The organism is Fulvivirga sp. M361 (assembly GCF_007097395.1).
In the GTDB taxonomy this organism is placed as follows: Bacteria; Bacteroidota; Bacteroidia; order Cytophagales; family Cyclobacteriaceae; genus Fulvivirga.
The window spans coordinates 1-20,686 of record NZ_VKDC01000016.1 but is presented as its reverse complement, the minus strand read 5'-3'; the positions used below and the strand labels follow the sequence as shown (position 1 = coordinate 20,686).

Annotated in this window: 21 protein-coding genes and 1 tRNA gene; 12 read left to right on the top strand and 10 right to left on the bottom strand. The window is 40.9% G+C overall.

What is annotated here, in order from left to right; genetic code table 11:
• Positions 1–32 precede the first annotated feature (32 nt).
• The 4 genes from FNH22_RS17450 to FNH22_RS17435 all read right to left on the bottom strand — a co-directional run bounded on the left by FNH22_RS17450 (position 33) and on the right by FNH22_RS17435 (position 4,617).
• A complete protein-coding gene (locus FNH22_RS17450) occupies positions 33–902 on the bottom strand; it encodes an ABC transporter substrate-binding protein (RefSeq protein ID WP_143399715.1) in 870 nt (289 codons plus the stop codon).
• Between the two features lie 235 nt (positions 903–1,137).
• The gene (locus tag FNH22_RS17445; protein ID WP_143399714.1) at positions 1,138–3,222 is read right to left on the bottom strand and encodes a ComEC/Rec2 family competence protein; all 2,085 of its coding nucleotides are present in this window, start codon (positions 3,220–3,222) and stop codon (positions 1,138–1,140) included.
• A 4-nt stretch (positions 3,223–3,226) separates the two neighbouring features.
• Complete coding sequence (locus FNH22_RS17440) at positions 3,227–3,667, bottom strand: GNAT family N-acetyltransferase (RefSeq protein WP_143399713.1); 441 nt, start codon at positions 3,665–3,667, stop codon at positions 3,227–3,229.
• The gene (locus FNH22_RS17435; protein ID WP_143399712.1) at positions 3,667–4,617 is read right to left on the bottom strand and encodes a PhoH family protein; all 951 of its coding nucleotides are present in this window, start codon (positions 4,615–4,617) and stop codon (positions 3,667–3,669) included. Before FNH22_RS17435 ends, FNH22_RS17440 begins: the two co-directional genes overlap by 1 nt.
• 165 nt (positions 4,618–4,782) lie before the next feature.
• Here FNH22_RS17435 and FNH22_RS17430 point away from each other — a divergent pair, with 165 nt between their 5' ends.
• The 5 genes from FNH22_RS17430 to FNH22_RS17410 all read left to right on the top strand — a co-directional run bounded on the left by FNH22_RS17430 (position 4,783) and on the right by FNH22_RS17410 (position 8,360).
• Positions 4,783–5,556, top strand: coding sequence for an S-adenosyl-l-methionine hydroxide adenosyltransferase family protein (locus FNH22_RS17430; RefSeq protein WP_143399711.1), 774 nt, complete (start codon positions 4,783–4,785; stop codon positions 5,554–5,556).
• Positions 5,549–5,851 (top strand): putative quinol monooxygenase, encoded by a 303-nt coding sequence (locus FNH22_RS17425; protein ID WP_255518082.1) that lies wholly within the window; start codon positions 5,549–5,551, stop codon positions 5,849–5,851. The genes FNH22_RS17430 and FNH22_RS17425 overlap by 8 nt, the downstream gene beginning before the upstream one ends.
• A gap of 223 nt (positions 5,852–6,074) precedes the next feature.
• Positions 6,075–7,307, top strand: a complete 1,233-nt coding sequence (locus FNH22_RS17420; protein WP_143399710.1) for a putative DNA modification/repair radical SAM protein — start codon at positions 6,075–6,077, stop codon at positions 7,305–7,307.
• Between the two features lie 5 nt (positions 7,308–7,312).
• A complete protein-coding gene (locus FNH22_RS17415; protein ID WP_143399709.1) occupies positions 7,313–8,083 on the top strand; it encodes a TIGR03915 family putative DNA repair protein in 771 nt (256 codons plus the stop codon).
• A gap of 195 nt (positions 8,084–8,278) precedes the next feature.
• Positions 8,279–8,360 (top strand) — tRNA-Leu (locus tag FNH22_RS17410).
• A gap of 53 nt (positions 8,361–8,413) precedes the next feature.
• Here the strand turns inward: FNH22_RS17410 and FNH22_RS17405 are convergent.
• Positions 8,414–8,923 carry a DUF1579 family protein gene (locus tag FNH22_RS17405; RefSeq protein ID WP_143399708.1) on the bottom strand — a complete coding sequence of 170 codons (510 nt, stop codon included), beginning with the start codon at positions 8,921–8,923 and terminating at the stop codon, positions 8,414–8,416.
• 138 nt (positions 8,924–9,061) lie between these two features.
• On the bottom strand, positions 9,062–9,451 hold the full coding sequence (locus tag FNH22_RS17400) for a DoxX family protein (RefSeq protein WP_143399707.1): 390 nt from the start codon (positions 9,449–9,451) through the stop codon (positions 9,062–9,064).
• A gap of 21 nt (positions 9,452–9,472) precedes the next feature.
• On the opposite strand from FNH22_RS17400, the gene FNH22_RS17395 reads away from it, so the two are divergent.
• On the top strand, positions 9,473–10,351 hold the full coding sequence (locus FNH22_RS17395) for an SDR family NAD(P)-dependent oxidoreductase (protein WP_221420301.1): 879 nt from the start codon (positions 9,473–9,475) through the stop codon (positions 10,349–10,351).
• Positions 10,352–10,442: 91 nt separating this feature from the next.
• Here FNH22_RS17395 and FNH22_RS17390 read toward each other — a convergent pair whose 3' ends face one another.
• Both FNH22_RS17390 and FNH22_RS17385 read right to left on the bottom strand, forming a co-directional pair.
• Positions 10,443–10,751, bottom strand: coding sequence for a rhodanese-like domain-containing protein (locus FNH22_RS17390; RefSeq protein WP_143399705.1), 309 nt, complete (start codon positions 10,749–10,751; stop codon positions 10,443–10,445).
• A 76-nt stretch (positions 10,752–10,827) separates the two neighbouring features.
• On the bottom strand, positions 10,828–11,649 hold the full coding sequence (locus FNH22_RS17385) for a sulfite exporter TauE/SafE family protein (RefSeq protein ID WP_143399704.1): 822 nt from the start codon (positions 11,647–11,649) through the stop codon (positions 10,828–10,830).
• Between the two features lie 368 nt (positions 11,650–12,017).
• On the opposite strand from FNH22_RS17385, the gene FNH22_RS17380 reads away from it, so the two are divergent.
• Positions 12,018–13,019 (top strand): alkaline phosphatase D family protein, encoded by a 1,002-nt coding sequence (locus tag FNH22_RS17380; RefSeq protein WP_143399703.1) that lies wholly within the window; start codon positions 12,018–12,020, stop codon positions 13,017–13,019.
• A 121-nt stretch (positions 13,020–13,140) separates the two neighbouring features.
• Here FNH22_RS17380 and FNH22_RS17375 read toward each other — a convergent pair whose 3' ends face one another.
• Both FNH22_RS17375 and FNH22_RS17370 read right to left on the bottom strand, forming a co-directional pair.
• Positions 13,141–14,547: a rhodanese-like domain-containing protein gene (locus FNH22_RS17375; protein ID WP_143399702.1), complete on the bottom strand. Its 1,407-nt coding sequence runs from the start codon at positions 14,545–14,547 to the stop codon at positions 13,141–13,143.
• 122 nt (positions 14,548–14,669) lie between these two features.
• Complete coding sequence (locus tag FNH22_RS17370; protein ID WP_143399701.1) at positions 14,670–15,308, bottom strand: Crp/Fnr family transcriptional regulator; 639 nt, start codon at positions 15,306–15,308, stop codon at positions 14,670–14,672.
• A gap of 205 nt (positions 15,309–15,513) precedes the next feature.
• Here FNH22_RS17370 and FNH22_RS17365 point away from each other — a divergent pair, with 205 nt between their 5' ends.
• From FNH22_RS17365 to FNH22_RS32405, 5 genes are all read left to right on the top strand, one after another.
• Positions 15,514–15,840, top strand: coding sequence for a hypothetical protein (locus FNH22_RS17365; protein ID WP_185154272.1), 327 nt, complete (start codon positions 15,514–15,516; stop codon positions 15,838–15,840).
• Positions 15,841–15,947: 107 nt separating this feature from the next.
• On the top strand, positions 15,948–17,588 hold the full coding sequence (locus tag FNH22_RS17360; protein ID WP_143399699.1) for a SulP family inorganic anion transporter: 1,641 nt from the start codon (positions 15,948–15,950) through the stop codon (positions 17,586–17,588).
• Positions 17,589–17,759: 171 nt separating this feature from the next.
• Positions 17,760–19,415: a S41 family peptidase gene (locus FNH22_RS17355; protein WP_143399698.1), complete on the top strand. Its 1,656-nt coding sequence runs from the start codon at positions 17,760–17,762 to the stop codon at positions 19,413–19,415.
• 6 nt (positions 19,416–19,421) lie between these two features.
• Complete coding sequence (locus FNH22_RS17350) at positions 19,422–20,324, top strand: alpha/beta fold hydrolase (protein WP_143399697.1); 903 nt, start codon at positions 19,422–19,424, stop codon at positions 20,322–20,324.
• Between the two features lie 152 nt (positions 20,325–20,476).
• A partial coding sequence (locus tag FNH22_RS32405) for a hypothetical protein (RefSeq protein ID WP_221420300.1) occupies positions 20,477–20,686 on the top strand: 210 nt, incomplete at its 3' end.

Here is a 20,686-nt window from a genome sequence, read left to right as displayed (position 1 = left end):
AAATTTATTTCAAGATAATACTATATGCTTTGCTATTGTTTCGCTGTCTGCAAAAGTTTAACGCCTGTATCTCCCAGGTGCTTAGCCAATATCTTTTTATAGGGCATAGTGTTAGTATATCCTCCTCCTGAATTGAAGAATTCATTCATTAGTGGCTGCCAGTCACTATTCATTGGCATAATGAAACCAAACTGCTCACTGCTCTGATCACCTATAGGATGTCGCTTGATCGGCTTTCTTTTTTGGATTGCGTCAAGGTAAAATGCTAAATCCAGGTATGCGAAGCCATTCTTGTCTGCCAGCACCTGGTTAAGTGTTTCAGGGCTTGAAGTAGCGTATTTAATTACCATTCCGGGATAGTACTTACTTTTAATATCCTCCAGCCTTTTTTCATTGGTAGTCCCTTTTGGAGCATATGCCGTAAGGCCTTTAAACGTTTGATTAATATTCTTTATACTGTTCAGTGTAGGTACCTGAGACTGAGTAACCAGTATAGCAAAGTTTGTAATAAAGGGAGGACTGAATTTAACCTCCTTTTTACGTGTTTCGCGAATAGTGATATTACCTAATCCCACTACACCTCCCTCGCTTTCTTTGACTTTGTTATACATTCCTCCAAAGCTTGCACCGTCTCCGACGTACTTAGTGGTCAAACTTACCTGGTATTTGCTGTTTATGTAACTAACAAAGTCATCCATAATATCTACACAAATGCCTGTCAGCTTTCCGCCGGCATCCTTGTAGACAAATCCAGGCGTTTCAACATAGGCTAAAGAAATAGAACCGGATCCATTAGATTTAACGGACTCCCAGGTGTCTCCTGAATATTGAGCCATTCCCAAAAAGCTGCCGGAAAGCATCAGGAGCATCGACAAATAAAATGTCACTCTTACTTTTTTCATGATAAAATGTGGTTTAGTTGTGTGGCTTATATAAAAATTAGAAAATGCCCGATTGCATGTAACGGGGGTGTCACCATAGCTAAAAAAATACACTCAGGGTAATCCCTGATATAACAATGAAAGTAACAATTATTAGGCGTTTAACCTTAAACACAATTATCTTATTTACACACTCTATTAACATCAGAAACAACATTTCAGACTAAGTCACAGATTATAAGTAGCTTATAATTTTTTAAATATTCACTTGTAAAGCGCCCTGATGGAAGATGGAATGATAGGGAATATCCAGATCATCAGCCTCCTGCTTCAATCTTTCTGCCTGCCATTTAAATAGTGATCCATCTAATAGCAGGGAGTCAAATTCAAAGTTAGCACGCACCCACCCCAGGTCTTTTTTACATAACCTCGTGTAAATTATGTAATCAACCTCTACCCGTTCCTTGAGTTTTAGATTAGAAGGAGTCTTTTTTAACAAAAGAATGCTTTTACCATGGCTTGTGATAAGTTCCAGGCCTCTTTGATCAACACGAATTCCTGTATTGAAAGAGACATTAGTGATCCCTGATCTGATATGATTCGTACCAACATGGAAATCCAGTTTGTTTCTATTATTCATTAATGAACTGTCGGCCCAGATCATCGCATCCTGTCCTGAGAGAGCCTCTATAACTGTATGCCCCCGAATATTGTAAAAAGTCAAATTAGACTGTATAGAGTTTTGATACGCCTGAACTCCGGCACTAAAAATGAAGCTTGCAAAAAGTAATGTGAAAGCATAGAGATAGACCGGCTTTTTAAATACTGTGGCAAGCGTAAAAAACAGGATGAGCCCAAACAACATCCCTGCTTGTAATGGGTTGATGTAAATGTCATTGACCTGGGCATAGGGAAGCCTTTCAATAATGAAAATAACATAGTTCATCCCCGTAACAATGAACTGTAGTAAATCACCCAGAAATACTGCCACCGGCTGTATCCAACTAGTGACCAGAACTAAAAGTCCGCCAACCAATGTAGCTAAAGCACCAGGTATCACCACAAGGTTAGATACGGCAAAAAACACCGGAAACTTATGAAAATAAAGTAAACCCAAAGGAAAAGTGGCTATTTGAGCGGCAATCGCAACAGCTGTCATAGACCATAGTTTGTCTAACCAGTAATTTTCTAAACTCCACAGTCCGTATATTCTGGGCTGAAAGAAAACAATACCAGCCACCGCCAGATAAGATAGCTGAAACCCTACGGACATAATCATAAACGGATCATATAATAAAAGTAGAAATGCCGAAGCCGCCAGAGTGTTGTAAATGTTTGTTTGTCTTCTTGTGACTCTGGCAACAATTATGAAAGAGAACATAGTAACTGCCCTAAGTACAGATGGTGAAAAACCTGTAAGCATGGCGTAAGACCAAAGCGCTGTTAAACTCAACAAGGCAAAGATCCATCGTGTATATTTTTTATCTTTAAATTTTCCAAAGATCATTACAACGATCAGGTAAATAATTCCAACATGCAATCCTGAAACGGCCAATACATGCATCGCTCCGGTAGCTGCATAAGCTTTAGTCAATTCACGGTCCAATCCATCTTTAATTCCCAGCACCAGGGCTTGTACGATATGGCGCTCTCTTGGGCCGGAGATATGGGTACTGAACTGATCGGAAGCCCAGCTTCTTAACTGATAAGCCAATGTCATTATAGCGTTGCCGGAACCAGCCTCTAACCTATACCAGTCATGCTGTATAAAATCCTGATGATGAACATTCTGATAGGCCAAAAACCGTTTATAGTCAAACTCTCCCGGATTGCCCGGTGGTAAAACCACATCTGGCCTTCCGTTAACAAGTAAGATATCACCATAACGGGGCCTTGGCTCAATGGTGTCTTTTGGAAAGTATACATAAACTTTCCCATTTACCTTGTACCACTTCACACTGTCCTTCACAGCGTGTATCTCTCCTAAAAACCGATACGTTTTAGACTTAACCTGTCCATCATCGGAAATCTGAACCTGATAGGCTGTGATATTGTCAACCCGGGAAAAGTGATCTGGTCGGTTCTTTTCGTTGAATAGCTGCGTGGTAACATAACCGTAAAGGCAGAAGGCGGCAAATAATGTTAGGGAAAGCCACAGGTTAAGTCTATAAAACACTCTTTTGCGTGTCAAAACCCTGAACAATATCGCCAATAACGTTAGTAAACCCACTGCCCACATCATATCTGATGGCGCCATTACTTCAGGCACATGTATGCCCATAAGAATACCCAAAATATAAACCGCCGTGACACGTAACAAAGGGTATTGGGCCCAACTCATGGTACTATCCTATCTCTCTTGACATTTTTTGATGCTCAATTTCGCACTCCAGAAAGCGCTGCCCTTCAGCCGTAAAACCTAATTTAGCATACAATGGCATCGCTGTAACCTGAGCGTTTAAATACATCTTCATCCTATCATCGGAAACCTGAGCAGAAATATGTGAGATAGCTTTTTGCAATAGTTGTGATCCCACACCTATTTTCCGGAAGTTTGATAAAGTAGCAAAACGTTCAAGTTTTGCACCCTCGGCTGTCTTTCTCCATCTACAGGTACCGGCAGGCACACCCTCTACCAGGGCAAGAAAATGATATGACGTCTCCTCAAACTCATCATACTCGTCAGAGCGATCAATATTTTGCTCCCGGATAAAAACCTGTTCCCTTATCGCAAAAGCCTTTTTCAGATCAACGTCTGTTTCGATTAATCTAACTTCTATGTCCATCACTGACCTTGTTCCTGCTCTGCGTCATCGTATGCGGCAATGATGTCTTTAACAATTTTGTGTCTGATCACATCCTTACCTGTAAGCCCTACAAAACCTATACCTTCCACACCTCGCAATACTTTAAGGGCTTCAATCAATCCTGATTTCTGTTTTTTAGGAAGGTCGATCTGAGAAGTGTCTCCTGTCACTATTACTTTAGAGCTTGGCCCCATACGTGTCAAAAACATTTTGATCTGCATAGGTGTGGTGTTCTGAGCTTCATCCAGTAATATAAATGCATTATTTAGTGTTCTACCACGCATGTAAGCCAACGGAGCAATCTCTATCACATTGTTCTCCATATAATACTTCAACTTCTCGGAAGGTATCATATCGTGCAATGCATCATAGATAGGCCTCAGATAAGGGTCAAGTTTTTCTTTCAGATCACCCGGTAGAAACCCTAATGTTTCTCCGGCCTCCACGGCGGGACGCGTAATGATAATTTTCTTGACCACTTTATTTTTAAGGGCCCTCACCGCCAAAGCTACAGAGATATATGTCTTCCCTGTCCCTGCGGGGCCCGTGGCAAATACCAGGTCAAAATCTTTAACGGCATATACCAGCTTCTGCTGGTTAAGTGTTTTTGGTTTGATCGTAAAACCTTTGGTTCCATAGATCAATACCTCTTCCCGGTCTGGTAATTCTTCTTCAGCGTCCTTAGAAAGATAGTTTTGAACATTTTCTTCCGTTACCTTACCATATTTATGATAATGGGTAACCAAAGAATTTATAATATCATTGATTTTCAACAGGTCAGTAGTAGACCCTTGTATCCTTATCTCATTTCCCCTGGAAACGATTTTGCTTTTTGGAAAAGCTGAGGCTACCTCATTGATGTTTTTATTCTCTATTCCAAGAAAGTCTAACAAGGAGACATTCTCGAGTGTAATCACTTTTTCTACCAAACGTTATTTAATTTTAGATGAGATTTTTAATGGTGAAAATTTAGCTAATTTTGGCCAGACAAAAATACGTAATTAACATTTGCTGTTCAAAAACCTATATGTTAGGGATAACAGTTAAATGAAGATCACTGTCTTAATTAAACTGCTTTTCACTATTCGGTATACATGGCCATTATCACATTTTTATCTGACTTCGGAGAGTGTGATCATTACGTTGCAGCGGTAAAGGCTAAGATTCTATCCATTAACTCGGGGATTAATATTGTAGACATCAGCCACCAGGTAAATACCTGTGATATTGCTCATGCTGCTTTTATTCTCAAATCTGTTTTCAGAAATTTCCCAAAAGGTACGGTCCACATAGTGGCTGTCAATACAATAGGCCAGGCAGGAGATAAATACATAGCCGTGGAGCTGGAGGGGCATTATTTCGTAAGTACAGACAATGGTATTCTGGGCCTTATCAGTGATGCAGAAGCACGTATCCAGGTAGATATCAACGCCATTAACCCAATCACCACTAGCTTCCCGGCAAAACAGATCTTCGCACCGGCAGCCACCAAACTTGCCAGCAGCACCGCTATACAAGACCTGGGACCCACCATTCCACATTTCAAAAAAATGTTGGGACGTCATTTAAAAGCCAATAAAAGTCTGATCCATGGTCATGTATTACGCGTTGATCATTATGGCAACCTGATCACCAATATTGAAAAAACTGCCTTTGACATACTCAGCAAGCAGAAAAAATATACCATAACTTTCGGTCGGGAAACTGCCCGCCGGATCAATGAAGCCATACATGCCGTGGATGCAGGTGATATCTTCATCATATTCAATGACCTGGGGCTACTGGAAATAGGCATTAACCAAGGCCACGCATCCGAGCTTCTTGGCCTTTCCTACGATAGTCCTGTAATCATTAACTTTAATGAGTGAACTGGTAAGAATTGTACGTATGACCTTCCAGGAAAGCGAAGTAGAGAACTTTCTCAGAGTCTTTAACAATAATAAAAACTCGATCAGGAGTTTCCCCGGTTGTAAGCACCTGGAACTGCACAAAGACTATCATCAGCCACATATATTTAGTACCTATAGTATCTGGGAAAATGATAAGTCGCTGGAAAACTACCGCCACTCAGAGCTCTTTAAGTCAGTATGGGCTAAGACTAAACCGCTTTTCAAAGAAAAACCTATTGCCTTTTCCAATCAATGTGTAGATAAGCTACAATGACTCTCGCTTTTTTAACTGAACCTCCGAAGGTATAAAGAGGCTATTCTTACTCGACATGTGGGTCATAGAAAAGACAGCGCCGTGAAATACCAGTCATGATCCTTAAAGGCAAGCTTTCGGGTCGCGCTGTGGCCTACCCTTAAAGCCCTGATAAAAAGTGATTTTCCAATTTATGAGAGACAATATTTTTAGATAAAACTAATATTATTAGTATTATTGTCTCATGAAATCAGACCTCAGTGAAAAACTTAAAATACTGGCTGATGCTGCCAAATATGATGTTTCATGCGCATCAAGCGGAAGTAATCGAAAAAACAAAGGTAAGGGGTTAGGAAATGCCACGGGAATGGGTATTTGTCATAGTTACACAGAGGATGGTCGCTGTGTTTCATTGCTAAAGATCTTGCTCACTAACCATTGCATTTATGACTGTGCCTATTGTGTAAGTAGGAAAAGTAACGATATAAAGCGTGTCGCCTTTACAGTACAAGAAGTGGTGGCCTTAACGATTAATTTTTATCGGAGAAATTATATAGAAGGACTGTTTTTAAGTTCCGGCATTTTTAAAAACGCGGACTACACCAACGAGCGGCTCATCCGCATCGCAAAAAAACTGAGAAACGAAGAAAACTTCCATGGTTATATTCATCTCAAAATCATACCCGGTGCCAGCGCAGAGGTAATGAAGGAAGCAGGGCTCTATGCAGACCGTTTAAGTGTGAACCTGGAAATACCGTCAGAGCGAAGCCTGAAGCACATTGCTCCTGAAAAAAACCATAAGAGTGTTTATGAGCCTATGAACTGGCTCAAAGAGCAGATCATCGAGAACCGTGAAGATCGAAAAAAACATCGATCTGCACCTGTTTTCTCTCCAGCAGGCCAAAGTACTCAGATGATCATAGGGGCCTCTCCTGAGGCAGACTGTGAGATACTGTCCATTGCTGCTTCTTTATATGACAAACAAGGTTTGAAACGGGTATATTATTCAGGATATATTCCGGTAAGTAGTGATGACCGGTTGCCTGCCGTGACATCCGTACCGCTGATCAGAGAAAACCGATTATACCAGGCCGATTGGCTCTTTCGGTTTTATGGTTTTGCCATGGACGAAATTGTTAACAAAACCCATCCCAACCTTGACCTGGAAATAGATCCTAAGCTTGGTTACGCGTTACGCCATTTAGAGTTATTCCCGGTAGACGTAAATACTGCCCCCTATGAAATGATCTTACGTGTACCTGGTATTGGAGTAAAAACAGCCGGAATGATCATCCAGTCCCGCAGATATGGCAAAGTTCGTTTTGAAGACATCAAAAAAATGGGGGCAGCTATGAAAAGAGCACGTTATTTTATTACCGCCCCAAACTATTCATTACCTCTTTCAACCGACCAACCAAGTAGCATCAGACATCAGATCGTTTACCAGGGTAAAAAGGCCCAACTCAGCTTGTTTTGAATGTTATGGTGAATATTTTATTATACGACGGTACTTATGAAGGGCTGTTTTCCGTCTTTTTTGATTGTTACAAGGAAAAGTACGCGCCTGTATCCATCCAAAAAGAACGTAATTATCAACCCGCTATGTTTGATCACTCCACCTTTATACCTACGGAGCTTGTGAAATCTGACCGTGTAATGAAAGGTCTAAGGAAAAAATTGTCATCTACGGCATTTTCCAACTTAACAAAAGCCTTCTTTTCCGAATTTGAGGACATAGAAATGACCATCTATGAATATGTCCAATTAGTTTTCAACAATAAAATGAATATTGAAAAGGATTACCGACAGTCATCCGTATTGAGGATAAGCCAGGTAACAAAAAAGGTCAACCGCGAAATACATCGTATGCACGCATTTGTACGATTCCAGAAAACGACAGATAACATTTATGCCGCGACTATACGGCCGGACTTTGACGTGATCCCATTTATAGGTTCACATTTCAAAGAACGCTATGCAGACCAACTCTGGATGATATACGATACAAAAAGAGACTATGGGTTATTTTACGACCTGACCCGGTTAGACATTATTAGGCTGGAAAACCCTGAATGGGAAGGAAATAAAAAGATAAAAAGGACACTATACAGCAATAATGAAATAGAATTTCAAACCATGTGGAAAAATTATTTTCGGGCTACTTCAATCAGTGAACGTAAAAATATGAAGTTGCATCTGCAGCACATGCCTCGCAAGTATTGGCATTATTTACCTGAAAAGCAGATGGTGTAGATAACTTATTCTCTATGGAAGGATACAACTCAGGCACTGTTTCGTAGCATCTGTTTGAATAGAATCCTGATGGTTTCGTCTCTGTTTAAATAAGTAGCCTCTTTCCTTTAAAAAACCAAAGCTATAGAAGTAGTGTAAATGTGTTTCAGGTAAGTTGTAAAATACCAAATCATTAAATATGTTTGCAACCCATTTGCCCAGGTGGCGGAATTGGTAGACGCGTTGGTCTCAAACACCAATGGCTTCGGCCGTGCCGGTTCGACTCCGGCCCTGGGTACAAAAAAGCCTGAAGAATTGATCTTCGGGCTTTTTTATGCCGCCGCCAGCTTGTTACTCCTCCCTTTTATAATTGATCCTCCACTTAAGTTCCCAGGTCTCGCCTCCATCAAAAGACGATTCCCAGTCCCACGTTAGTTCATTTGTTTGAATATTATAAAACACCATACGTTGCGTAAAACGTTTACCGTCAGGTTTGTTTATCACGGCACTTTGGAACATCCTCTTTTCTCCGTCCACTGAACCGGTAAAATCATAATATCCTCCCTGGCTGTCAGCCCACGCTTGTTTCCACTTTTGTTGATTTGGGTTATAGACGGATAAACTGGTTCCTTTAAAACCTTTGGATTGACCTTCCAGTATTTCAAAGTTCTCCTGTATCACCTTGCCGTCAAGTATACGCACGATATGGTTGGTTCCTCTACCTGTAACTCCGTTGCCTTCATCCCAGCTTACTTTCCATTTTCCAAGCCAAAAATCAAAGTATTTTTCCGGTTCTGTCGGCAGTTTTTGCGTTTGGATGGCAGAAACCATAAATAGCGCCAGCACAAATATTCCTTTCATAGTTAAATGGATTAGATTAAAATTATTTACTGAAATATAATCTGTCTACCACCTTTAGCGGGCAAATCCTATAATATCTTACCTGAAACGTTAACCAAAAAACACCACCATAAGGCAACAGCGTAGTCTTTTAGGATACTATTGGGGAATATGAAATCGTTTGGAGCTGCACCAATACACCATAGCGGCCAGACCGATGTTCATGATATTGATTAAAAGACCTACTACCTCCTGGTGCGTAAAGTGAATGTATGAGCCAAAGAGTGCCACGCCAATGATTAAAAAGACTGCTATTTGTCGGAAACGAGGCACCAGTAAACCTGAAGCGGATAAAACCTTTGTCAGCCCTATTAAAAATATAAATAAACAGGAGTACCCCCAACGACCGAAAATGATGTGCTCTCCTCCCCTCAGTTGATCCAAACCATCTGGTATCAGTATTCCAAAGAGGAGCAATACAATAACCCAGAGAATGAAGTTCTTTCCGAAAACAGGCACAATGAGTGAAAACGTTTTTGTATAGATCATGTTCAGTTTTTTCGATCAACGGTGATCAACGGCTTTCGGACAAATGCTTTTCTTCTACTAATACCAACCAACACACGCATTACGCTACATCATAATATTTCAGGAGAAGCTCTTGCTTTAGTTCATCTCCTGGTTAAACTTGCAATTCAGGTAAACCATCCATTGCAAATGTCTTCCGCTACCTCTAAAAATGTGTTGATCTTAGGCGCTAATTCCGACGTGGCCAAACAAGCTTTGTTATTGTATGCTGCAAAGGACTATCACATAACAGCCGCTTCCAGAAGCACAGACGAGCTTAACTCTTTCATAACAGAACATGCTATACAAGGGCAGGTTGATGTTGTATATTTTGATGCCGTAGACTATACTTCACATAGGCCTTTTTACGACGATCTGCCACAAAAGCCGACCATAGTGGTTTATGCGGCGGGTTTTCTGAAAAATAATGAGGAAGCCCTTCAGGAATGGAAAGGCAGTTACCAAATGATGCAAGTGCATTATTGTGGAGCAGTTTCCATCTTAAACATTATTGCAACGGACACACAGAATACTCATCTGGAAAATATCATAGGGCTGTCCTCTTTATCCGGGGTACGGGGACGCAAAAGTAATTTCATCTATGGCAGTACCAAAGCGGCCTTCACACAATACCTGGCAGGCCTCAGGCAGTACCTTTTCGATCGAAAGATCCGGGTTAATGTAATTGTAGCCGGTTACATCAGGAGTAAAATGACTGAAGGGTTAGACCTGCCGGAATCATTGATATTGGAGCCAGCCTTCATTGCCAGATCTGTAGTAAATCCGGGAAAGCAGTTTACCATTGTTCCCGGTTTTAAATGGAAAATCATCTACCACATCCTCAAGCTTCTCCCGGAAAGTCTCGTAGCCAAATTACCGTAGGTCAGCCTGGTCCCGGATTTATTAAAACAAATGGCCTGATGAAATTTCATCAGGCCATTTGTTTTAATTCTATGGTCCGCTGAATAACTAACTACTCTGATACCTTATTCCAGGCCTTTATACCGCCTTCCAGGTTATATAGTTTGTCAAATCCTGTGCTGCTCATATGCTTACAAGCCGTGGCACTTCGGCCTCCACTTCTGCAGTACACCAGATAGGTTTTATCTTTATCCAGTTCATCCACTTTGGTAGGAAAGGAGGCATCCATGATATTAATGACAACGGCGCCAGGCACCATACCTTCCACTTCTTCTTCCGGTGTACGCACATCAAGGACTACCGTGTTTTCATCGTCCATGAGTTCTTTAAACTTCTGGACAGGGATATTTTGAAAGCTCATAGTACTAATATTCGTTTATTGATTTCTGCAAAGTTATGTAATTCTATGAAGCACTGTGTGACCATGGTCACTACTCTTAAAAAAACAATTCTTTGATCAGAATATATAATGCCATGACAAAAACGAACCATCCAAAAGTGGCCCTTAATTTTTGTGGTGATATTAATCTGCTACTGTAGGAACCTAAAAAGATGCCTAAGATGGCTATGGCAGTAAAAGCACTTAAAAACCCCCAGTCAATAGGTTGATTGCCCACATCACCAAGAAATCCGATCAATGATTTAGCGGCGATGATCAATAAAGAAGTACCCACAGCCAACTTCATAGGCAACCTGGCCAGTAACACCAACGCCGGAATGATCAAAAATCCACCTCCCGCACCGACAAGACCGGTAACTACACCTACCAACACACCCTCCAGCAAGATGAAGGGGTAGTTGTAGGATATTTCCTTTTGCTCTTCCTGGATACTACTTTTCTGCTGCACAGGGCTTTTCTGTTTTTTTATCCTTATCATGGAAATAGAAGCCAATAACATAATAGCTGCGAAAAAAAGCATCACCGCCAGGTCTTTGGTCAAACTAAAACCAGTACTCTCAAAAATAATATCGGGAATAGCCGGCACTATAAATTTACGTGTCGCATATACCGCGACAAAGGCAGGGATAGAAAAAACAATTGCAGTTCTATAACTTAAAAGACCCTGACGCATGTAACTAAAAGAGCCTAAAAGAGCTGTAGTCCCTACAATAAATAAGGAATAGGCAGTGGAAAGTACCGGGTTTATACCAACAATATATACCAGCACGGGCACAGTGAGGATGGATCCACCCCCACCAATCAGGCCTAAAGTAAAGCCGATCACAATAGCTGACAAAAAACCGATTATCTCATTCATCCATTACCAGTTTTGAAACGTGAAAATAGCAGATTCAACTTCAGAACATAGTAACATGTGTTACAAAATATTTTAAATCAGCAAGTCTGTCTAAAAGCTTGTCCACAAGACTACAAGTCAAATAATCAGAGGATTAGCTAAAATTTCAAGCTTGAATATTTTGAGCACCTGGTTAGATATCGCTATTAGAATGCTCCTGCGGACAAAATAACATCTTAGGAAAACAGGATGAAAGAATGACCCTAATCACTACACCAATGGCCAGCACTACATGAATTCTAGTACCGAAAATGTCGGATAACATATTTTAATAATAAGTTAATGATGTATTTTGGAGATTATAACAATATATCGAGTTATTTCATACCATGAAAACATTCATTTTACACATCATTTGCCTTGGGTTATTTCATCAGGTCATTGGTCAAACCGAAAGTACTACAATAGCCTTCGGCTCGTGCAGTCGTGAAGATAAGACGGACCAAATGTGGTCGGAAATTATCGCGGAAAACCCCGACCTTTTTATATGGACAGGTGACATCGTCTATGGCGATACGCATGATATGAAAACATTAAAAACTAAATATGACTTGCAAAAATCACGTGACGGTTACCAGAAATTATTGAAACAGATGCCTGTCATCGGTATTTGGGATGATCATGACTACGGGGTGAATGATGGTGGTAAGTACTATACCATGAAAAAACAGAGCAAAGAAGTACTGTTGGATTTTCTTGATGTGCCAAAAAGTGACCCTGTTTTTGATCATGAGGGAGCTTACAGCACCTATACACTTGGAGAAAGCGACCGGAGAATAAAAGTGATACTGCTGGACTGCAGGTATTTTCGCGATACGTTAGAACACGGTATTAAAAATGGCCCCCGATACAAAGCAAACCTCAATGGTGACATATTAGGAGAAGAACAGTGGCTCTGGTTGGAAAAAGAATTAAGGTCAAGCTCTGCTGCAATCAATATGGTGGTATCCGGTATTCAAGTGCTTTCTGCGGAACATCATTACGAAAAATGGGATAACTTCCCCAAAGCCAGAAAACGACTGCTGGACCTCATTGAAGATATTCAGCCGGCCCCGACTCTGTTTCTTACCGGTGACAGGCACATTGCGGAACTCTCCAAATTCACTTCAGATAAACTTGACTATCCGCTCTTCGACTTCACTGCCAGTGGGTTAACACACACATGGAGTGAACCCTGGGAAGAACGTAATCCTTCAAGGGTAGGCGATCTTATCATTCAAAAGAATTTCGGCATTATTGAAGTGAATTGGTCTGAGAATAAACCAAAGGTGACATTTGTCGTGAAGGGGCATGAACGGGCAGAGTTCATGCGATATGAACATCAATACTAGCCCAACCACTCTCCTGCAGGCCTGATCAGAAACCGGCCCGGACATAAAGTAATGTATTAAATGCGATGAACCTGCTACCTTGTGATAGAACAGTAAGTCGTCAGACTCGCTTGAGCTAAATTCACTCTAGCGAACTTGGACAAACATAATCCGACTTAGGAACGGAAGTTTCTGAAATGGCTTTAAAACCACCCGCCACATCTATCAACTTGTTAAAACCACGCGCTTTCAGGATAGAAGCAAATATCATAGAGCGATAGCCGCCAGCACAATGAATATAGTATTCTTTCTCTCTATCCAGTTGTTCCATATTGTCATTAATAAAGTCCAAGGGCACGTTCTCAGCGCCATCTACATGCTCTGCTTCATATTCTGACGGTTTTCTGACATCTGCAATGGCAAGGTCTTTCGTATAGCGTTTGGCAAATTCACTCGCATCAATGGAGGTAATCGTTTCAAGTTCTTTTCCCGCCTCTTTCCAAACCTGGATACCTCCTTTCAAATAACCCAGCGTATTGTCATAACCCACCCTGGATAGTCTGGTAACCACTTCCTCCTCACGGCCTTCCTGACAAAGAAAAATAATCGGCTGCTGTAGATCTGTGATCAGCGCTCCTATCCAGGGTGCGAAGCTGCCATCCAACCCCACAAAGACAGAGTTAGGAATATGCCCCTCAGAAAACGCTTTAGGACTACGGGTATCCAATACCATGGCACCTTCATGATTCGCCAGTGCCTCAAAGGTATTTGCATCTAATGCCACACTTCCTTTCTGCAATATCTCCTCGAATTCATCAGCACCTGTTTTATTAAGTAGTGCATTTTTTGCAAAATACTGCGGTGGTGGTAAAATCCCTATAGTAACTTCCTTAATAAACTCTTCCCGGGTCATATCAGCGCGCAATGCATAATTTGTCTTTTTTTGGTGACCTAATGAATCAGAAGTTTCTTTACTCATATTTTTACCGCAGGCCGAACCGGCACCATGGGCAGGGTAAACGATCACATCATCAGGCAGTGGTAATATCTTATTTCTAAGGCTTTCAAAAAGCATTCCTGCCAGATCTTCCTTGGTCAGACCTGACTTTATCGCCAGATCAGGTCGGCCTACATCACCAATGAACAGCGTATCTCCACTGAATATGGCATGCTCTTTTCCACTTTCATCTAGTAAAAGATAAGTAACGCTCTCAGGAGTATGTCCAGGTGTGTGTAACACTTTTATTTTAACCTTGCCCAACTCAAATATTTCACTGTCTTTTGCCTGGTGAATTTTATATTCTGTCTCCGCACCGGGCCCAAATACAATAGTTGCCCCGGTTTGCCTGGCCAGATCTACATGACCAGATACAAAATCTGCATGAAAGTGGGTTTCGAAGATATATTTTATAGTCGCCTCATTCTTTTCGGCCTTCTTAAGGTATGGAATAGTTTCTCGCAGTGGGTCTATGATAGCTGCCTGCCCACCTGACTCTATGTAGTATGCCCCCTGAGCAAGGCACCCTGTATAAATCTGTTCTACTTTCATCACGTAAATTTTTATTCCACAAATATGCTTACAAAATTACACTCTCAAAATCAATGGTTTAGTGACTGATATCACTGAAGTAATTCAATCTCATAGTGTACAGAATATTGACCCTGAATATCTTAAAGGCATAAATTTATCCTATTTCTACCAAGTATCAACCTCTCCTCTTTCTCCAATTGTTTTAGTAACCGTGATATAACTTCTCGTGTAGAATTAAGCTCATCCGCAATCTTTTGATGGGTAATCTCCAGGGTGTGCGAATTGCGAGCTGTGGATTTATCTATCAGATATTGCCATAATCGTTCATCCATTTTTTGAAAAGCCACACTATCTACAACATGAAGTAACTCTTCAAATCGCTTGCGGTAGGTATCCATTACAAAGGCCTTCCATGAAGGGTGTTTTACTATCCACTCATCGATAAAGTGTACAGGTAACAGGATCATAGCTGAATTCTCTTCTGCTATAGCCCTTATCTCACTCTTCTTATCTGCCATACAGCAAGTAAGTGACATGGCACAAGTTTCACCGGCCTGCAAATAGTATAAGAATATTTCATTATCCTGGTCGTCCCGCCTCAGCACACTTACTGACCCCTCTAACAATAACGGCATCGACCTGATGTTATCACCATACTCCATCAGTCGGTCACCTGCCTCCAAATAAAATACTTTACCATTGACTTCAATGTCTCTGATGAGTCCGGGTTCTGATAATTCGGGAAAATTATCCCTCAGTAATTCAGAAGTTAAGGTCATAATATAATATCTTCGATATAGTTCTCCTCCAATGTAACGAACCAAAGGAAATTATCACTTCTTTTCATTGAATTAATAGCTTGATCCACTATGATTTTATTTACACTGGCTTACGATGCCATATATTTTTTTGCATTTTTGTTGTATAATGAATCCGTTCAGCCTTCAGATTGTAAAAGTATATCATCGCTTTAGTATGGCATCTATGCTATCTCTATGCTTTATTTTTTCCACCCTCAATATCCCATATCTTGTCGAATGCGCGGGTGTTCAAATACGTACTTTTACCAATGTCATTGAATTTATCCATGACATAGAAGAAAAATTACCCGGTAATGATCACCCGGAATCTGAAAAGGAAGTGAATGATTTTGATGATAGTTGGATAAGTGGTTTTTCTTCCTGGCATACCACTTCATGGCATACCAATGGAATAGAACGTAAATCAGCATTACACAAATCTGCTTACTTATATTTTTCTATTAAAGAATACCCTTCTGATGTCACCTCACCTCCTCCGGACATCGGCTAGTCCAGCACTTTTTTCTTAAAAAAATGCGGACACAACCCAAGTTCAATTTATAGCGTTTAGATGAAGGGCGCTTTTTTCGTCAATTAAATATTCCCTAACTTAATCACATGTTTTCCAAATTAAAATCTGATTTACCTGCTGGCCTGATAGTTTTTTTAGTAGCGGTACCTCTTTGCCTTGGGATAGCGCTTGCCTCTGGTGCTCCACTGTTTTCCGGAATCATTGCGGGTATGGTAGGTGGTATTGTTGTATCACTGATCAGTGGATCGAAAATTGGTGTTAGCGGACCGGCCGCCGGCCTTGCTGTGATCGTAGCGGATGCTATTGCACAACTAGGAACTAACCCTGAAGGAGTTTTTGATATTCAAAGAGGATTTTCGCTATTTCTATCTGCCTTGGTGATCGCTGGCATAATTCAGTTGATCCTGGCTTTTGTCAGAGCAGGCATTATTGGCTATTATTTTCCAAATTCTGTGATTAAAGGAATGCTTTCCGGAATTGGTATTCTTATTATTCTGAAACAAATCCCCCATGCGCTGGGACATGATGTAATCCCGGATGGCTTTTTTGGTTTTTTTCAACAGGATGGCGAAAATACGTTTACTGAAATCCTGGTATCATTCAGAGATATCAATCCTGCTGCCGTGATCATAACAGTGCTTTCCATGACTATTTTAGTATTATGGGAACAAAATTTCATCAAAAGGCTCAAAGTATTCCAGATTATACAAGGCCCCCTTGTAGTGGTAGTATTGGGCATATTACTCAGTAACTTCTTCTCCAGCTCAGAAGGGTACCACCTGGACAGCGACGAAATGGTAAGCATACCATTACCCTGGGAAAGCGGAGGGTTCGTAAACTTATTTTCGGCACCTGACTGGAGTCGGGTGTTCACTCTGGAAATTTTTGTTATTGCAGTAACCCTGGCTGTAGTTGCCAGTCTTGAAACCCTTTTATGTGTAGAAGCTACTGATAAGCTGGATCCTGAAAAAAATGTTACTCCTACTAACCGGGAATTATTAGCCCAGGGTGTTGGAAACATTACTTCAGGACTTATTGGTGGATTACCAATAACTCAGGTTATTGTTAGAAGCTCGGCGAATATACAATCCGGGGGAAAGACCAAAATGTCTGCCTTTTTTCATGGGATACTCATATTGGTAAGTGCCATGTTCATTCCGAATGTATTGAATATGATACCCCTTTCAAGCCTGGCTGCCATACTTTTTATTGTTGGTTACAAACTATCCAAACCATCACTTTTTATAGAAATATCTAAAAAAGGGAAAGCGCAGTTCTATCCATTTTTAGTCACCATTTTGGGTATTGTATTTACTGATTTACTTATTGGTATAGGTATAGGCATGGCATTAGCTATCTTCCTGATACTTTATAAGAATTTTGTCGCCCCTTTCAGTTTCAGAGAGGACCACGAACCCGGTAAACCTTTAGAGATCAAATTAAGTGAAAATGTTACTTTCCTGAATAAAGCAGCTATTATGCAGGCGTTGAACGTCATTCCAGCAAACAGTGAGGTGGTAATCGATGCCAGCGCCTCAAAGTACATTCACCCGGATGTGGTTGAGATCTTTGACAATTTCAAAATACATGCCGAAAGCACAGGAATTAAACTTACCATTGTCGGAGATTTTAAGGAAGATAAGTTGAACCACCTGGTACGTTTTAAAAATTCTGTAGCCACAAAAGGGAATGATAACTCCTACCTTCATGAGGTATTCAATTCTTAAAGTATTGTAAATCCGAATTTATTAGTGTTATTTTTCGTTATTTCTGAACCATCATCCGGAAATGAAGAATAAAGCAGAGGTTGGATCATGATTTTTTTCAACTAAATATAAGCACAGCACGTTTATAAAAAATATCCTCTGAAAGGTCTGGATAGAACATAAAAGAAATTTATGAAGGTGATCAAAAAAGCAGTCGCTCCGGCGTTAATTATCCTTGTGATATTTTTTACATTGGTTTCGTTTTCCAATCCTGGCAAACGTTACTTCGAGATCTCTAAAAACCTGGATATTTTCGCCACACTATTTAAAGAAGTGAATACATTGTATGTAGATGAAGTGAACCCGAATAAAGTAATTAAGGTAGGGATAGACGCAATGTTGCAATCACTAGATCCATACACCAATTATATTCCCGAAGATGATATTGAAAACTTCCGGACTCAAAGTACCGGGCAATACGGAGGCATTGGAGCCATTACGAGTCGTATAGATGGTAAGATTAAGGTGGTGATGGTTCTGGAAGGCTACTCTGCTGAAAAAAATGGCCTGAAGATAGGTGATGAAATTCTGAAAATTGATAAGGTAGATGTTACCACGCTATCCCGTGAAGAGACCAGTGAACTGATGAAAGGACAAGCAGATACACCTGTAAGTCTCACTGTTCAACGCTATGGAGAGGAAACACCCCGGACTATTGAGTTTAAAAGAGGAAAAGTAAAAATCAGCAATGTACCTTATTTCGGAATGCTGGCCGAAGATGTAGGGTATGTAAAACTGACTGAATTCACTTTGCAGGCAGGCAAAGACGTTAAAAAAGCAGTAGTGGATCTAAAAGAGCAAGGTGCACAGAAAATCGTTCTCGACTTACGTGGTAATCCGGGTGGGTTACTGATAGAAGCCGTAAATATTGTGAACATATTTGTGCCAAAAGGAAAAGAAGTGGTATCCACAAAAGGTAAGATAACAGACAATAATATCACCTATAAAACTCTGAACGCACCTGTAGACACTGAAATACCTCTTGCCGTCCTGATCAATAGTGGTAGCGCCTCTGCTTCTGAGATCGTAGCCGGAACGATACAGGATTATGATCGTGGTGTTGTCATAGGGCAAAAATCATTTGGTAAGGGATTGGTACAAATCACCCGACCACTCTCTTATAACTCGCAATTAAAGGTAACCACAGCCAAATATTACACCCCAAGCGGCAGGTGTATACAAGCGCTTGACTACAGCCATAGAAATGCTGATGGCAGTGTAGGCAAAGTACCTGACAGTCTCAAACGTGAGTTTAAAACCACCAATGACCGGTCTGTATTTGATGGTGGAGGTGTAGACCCCGACGTGACCGTTGAGAAAACACCTATGGCCTCTGTAGCCTATATACTCTACACAAAAGGATTGATCTTCGATTTTGCCACAGAATACTACTATAAATATCCAGATAAGAAGTTCAACAAAGGGTACGAATTATCCACAGCAGAATACAATGACTTCAAAGAGTGGCTTTCTACAAAAGATTATGCATATACTACCAACGTAGAAAGAAATCTGAAACGACTTAGAGAGAATGCTAAGCGTGAAAAATACTACGACAATATCAAGGTACAACTCAAAGAGCTTGAAACTACTCTGGCTAAAAGTAAGGAAAATGACCTGGAAGATTTTTCGACACAGATCATTAACCTGCTGGAAGAAGAAATAGCGGCCAGGTACTATCTTGAAAAAGGCTCCATTGAAGCATCTTTTGATGATGATAACGATATTAAAAAGGCCCTCGAGATATTGAATAATAAGACCGATTACAAAAAGCTTTTAGGGTCTTAGGCTTTTATGAGATCACTGTTAAAGAATAAAAAAGTCCGACTTGTTCTTCTTACCTTTTTCCTGATCATATCTTTTCAGTTTATGTCAGGATGCCTGACTTTCAGGATGAGTACTAAAGAAATGAACAAGTACTTTGAAGGTAAATCAATGCGACCTGTTGCAGAGGACTTTTCGACAGGTGATCGTAACATTCATTGTGTTCATACTGGAAATCCGGCAAACCCTACCGTGGTATTCTTCCATGGGGCGCCAGGTTCCTGGTCTGCCTTCATTGATTTTCTTGCGGACTCAACACTACTCAAAGAAGCACTATTAGTGTCCGTAGACCGTCCGGGGTATGGCCATTCTGGATTTGGACGAAGTGAACCCTCTCTAGAACGGCAAGCTGAATTAGTCAGGCCAATTCTGGAAAAATACTCTGACACACCCAATATATTGGTAGGCCACTCTCTGGGAGGCCCCGTAATTGCCAGGATAGCCCAGGACTTCCCGCACCTTGTAGATGGGCTCATTATGGTAGCTCCATCCATTGACCCCAAGCTGGAACCTGACGAAGACTGGTTCCGCATGCCACTCCATACGCCTTTTCTGAATTGGATATTACCAACTTCTTTTCGTGTAACGAATGAAGAAATCTATCCCTTGGAAGATGAATTAAACGAAATGCTTCCCAGGTGGACTTATATTACTGCTCCTGTAACAGTCATTCAAGGAACCAACGACAAACTGGTGCCTCCCGGTAATGCCGATTTTGCCAAAGAACGGCTGGTTAATGCGGCCTGGGTTAACATCTTGTTAGAAGAGGGGATGAATCACTTTGTTCCCTGGAACCGGCCAGAGCTTATCACTAATGCCATAATGATGCACTTAAGAACAGGCCTTGAGATGAATGCAAATAATGCCAGGTAAGGGTCAATATAAAGCCTCACTCGTAACTAAAATGTGATTTTATATGTCTTATAAATAGGTACTAAGCACCTCATTTGGAGACGGACACTATGGCTCCGCGCACTATGCCCCAAACGCTTTGCACTCCGATCTTGACGTAAAGTAATGAATAAGTGCTTCGCTTTTTATTCATCCACTATTTTCTTCATCGTCGGTTTCACCATCTCCCAACCCTTCTTAGCTTCCTGATACCTTTTTTCGTATCCATCCGAAGAACCGCATATTTCAAAGTTGGCCTAAACCCTGTAATCTTGCGTGATGAAAAGACACGACGCTTCAAAGATGCAAGAGCATTACGAAGAGTGGCTGCTATCGGGCAAGAG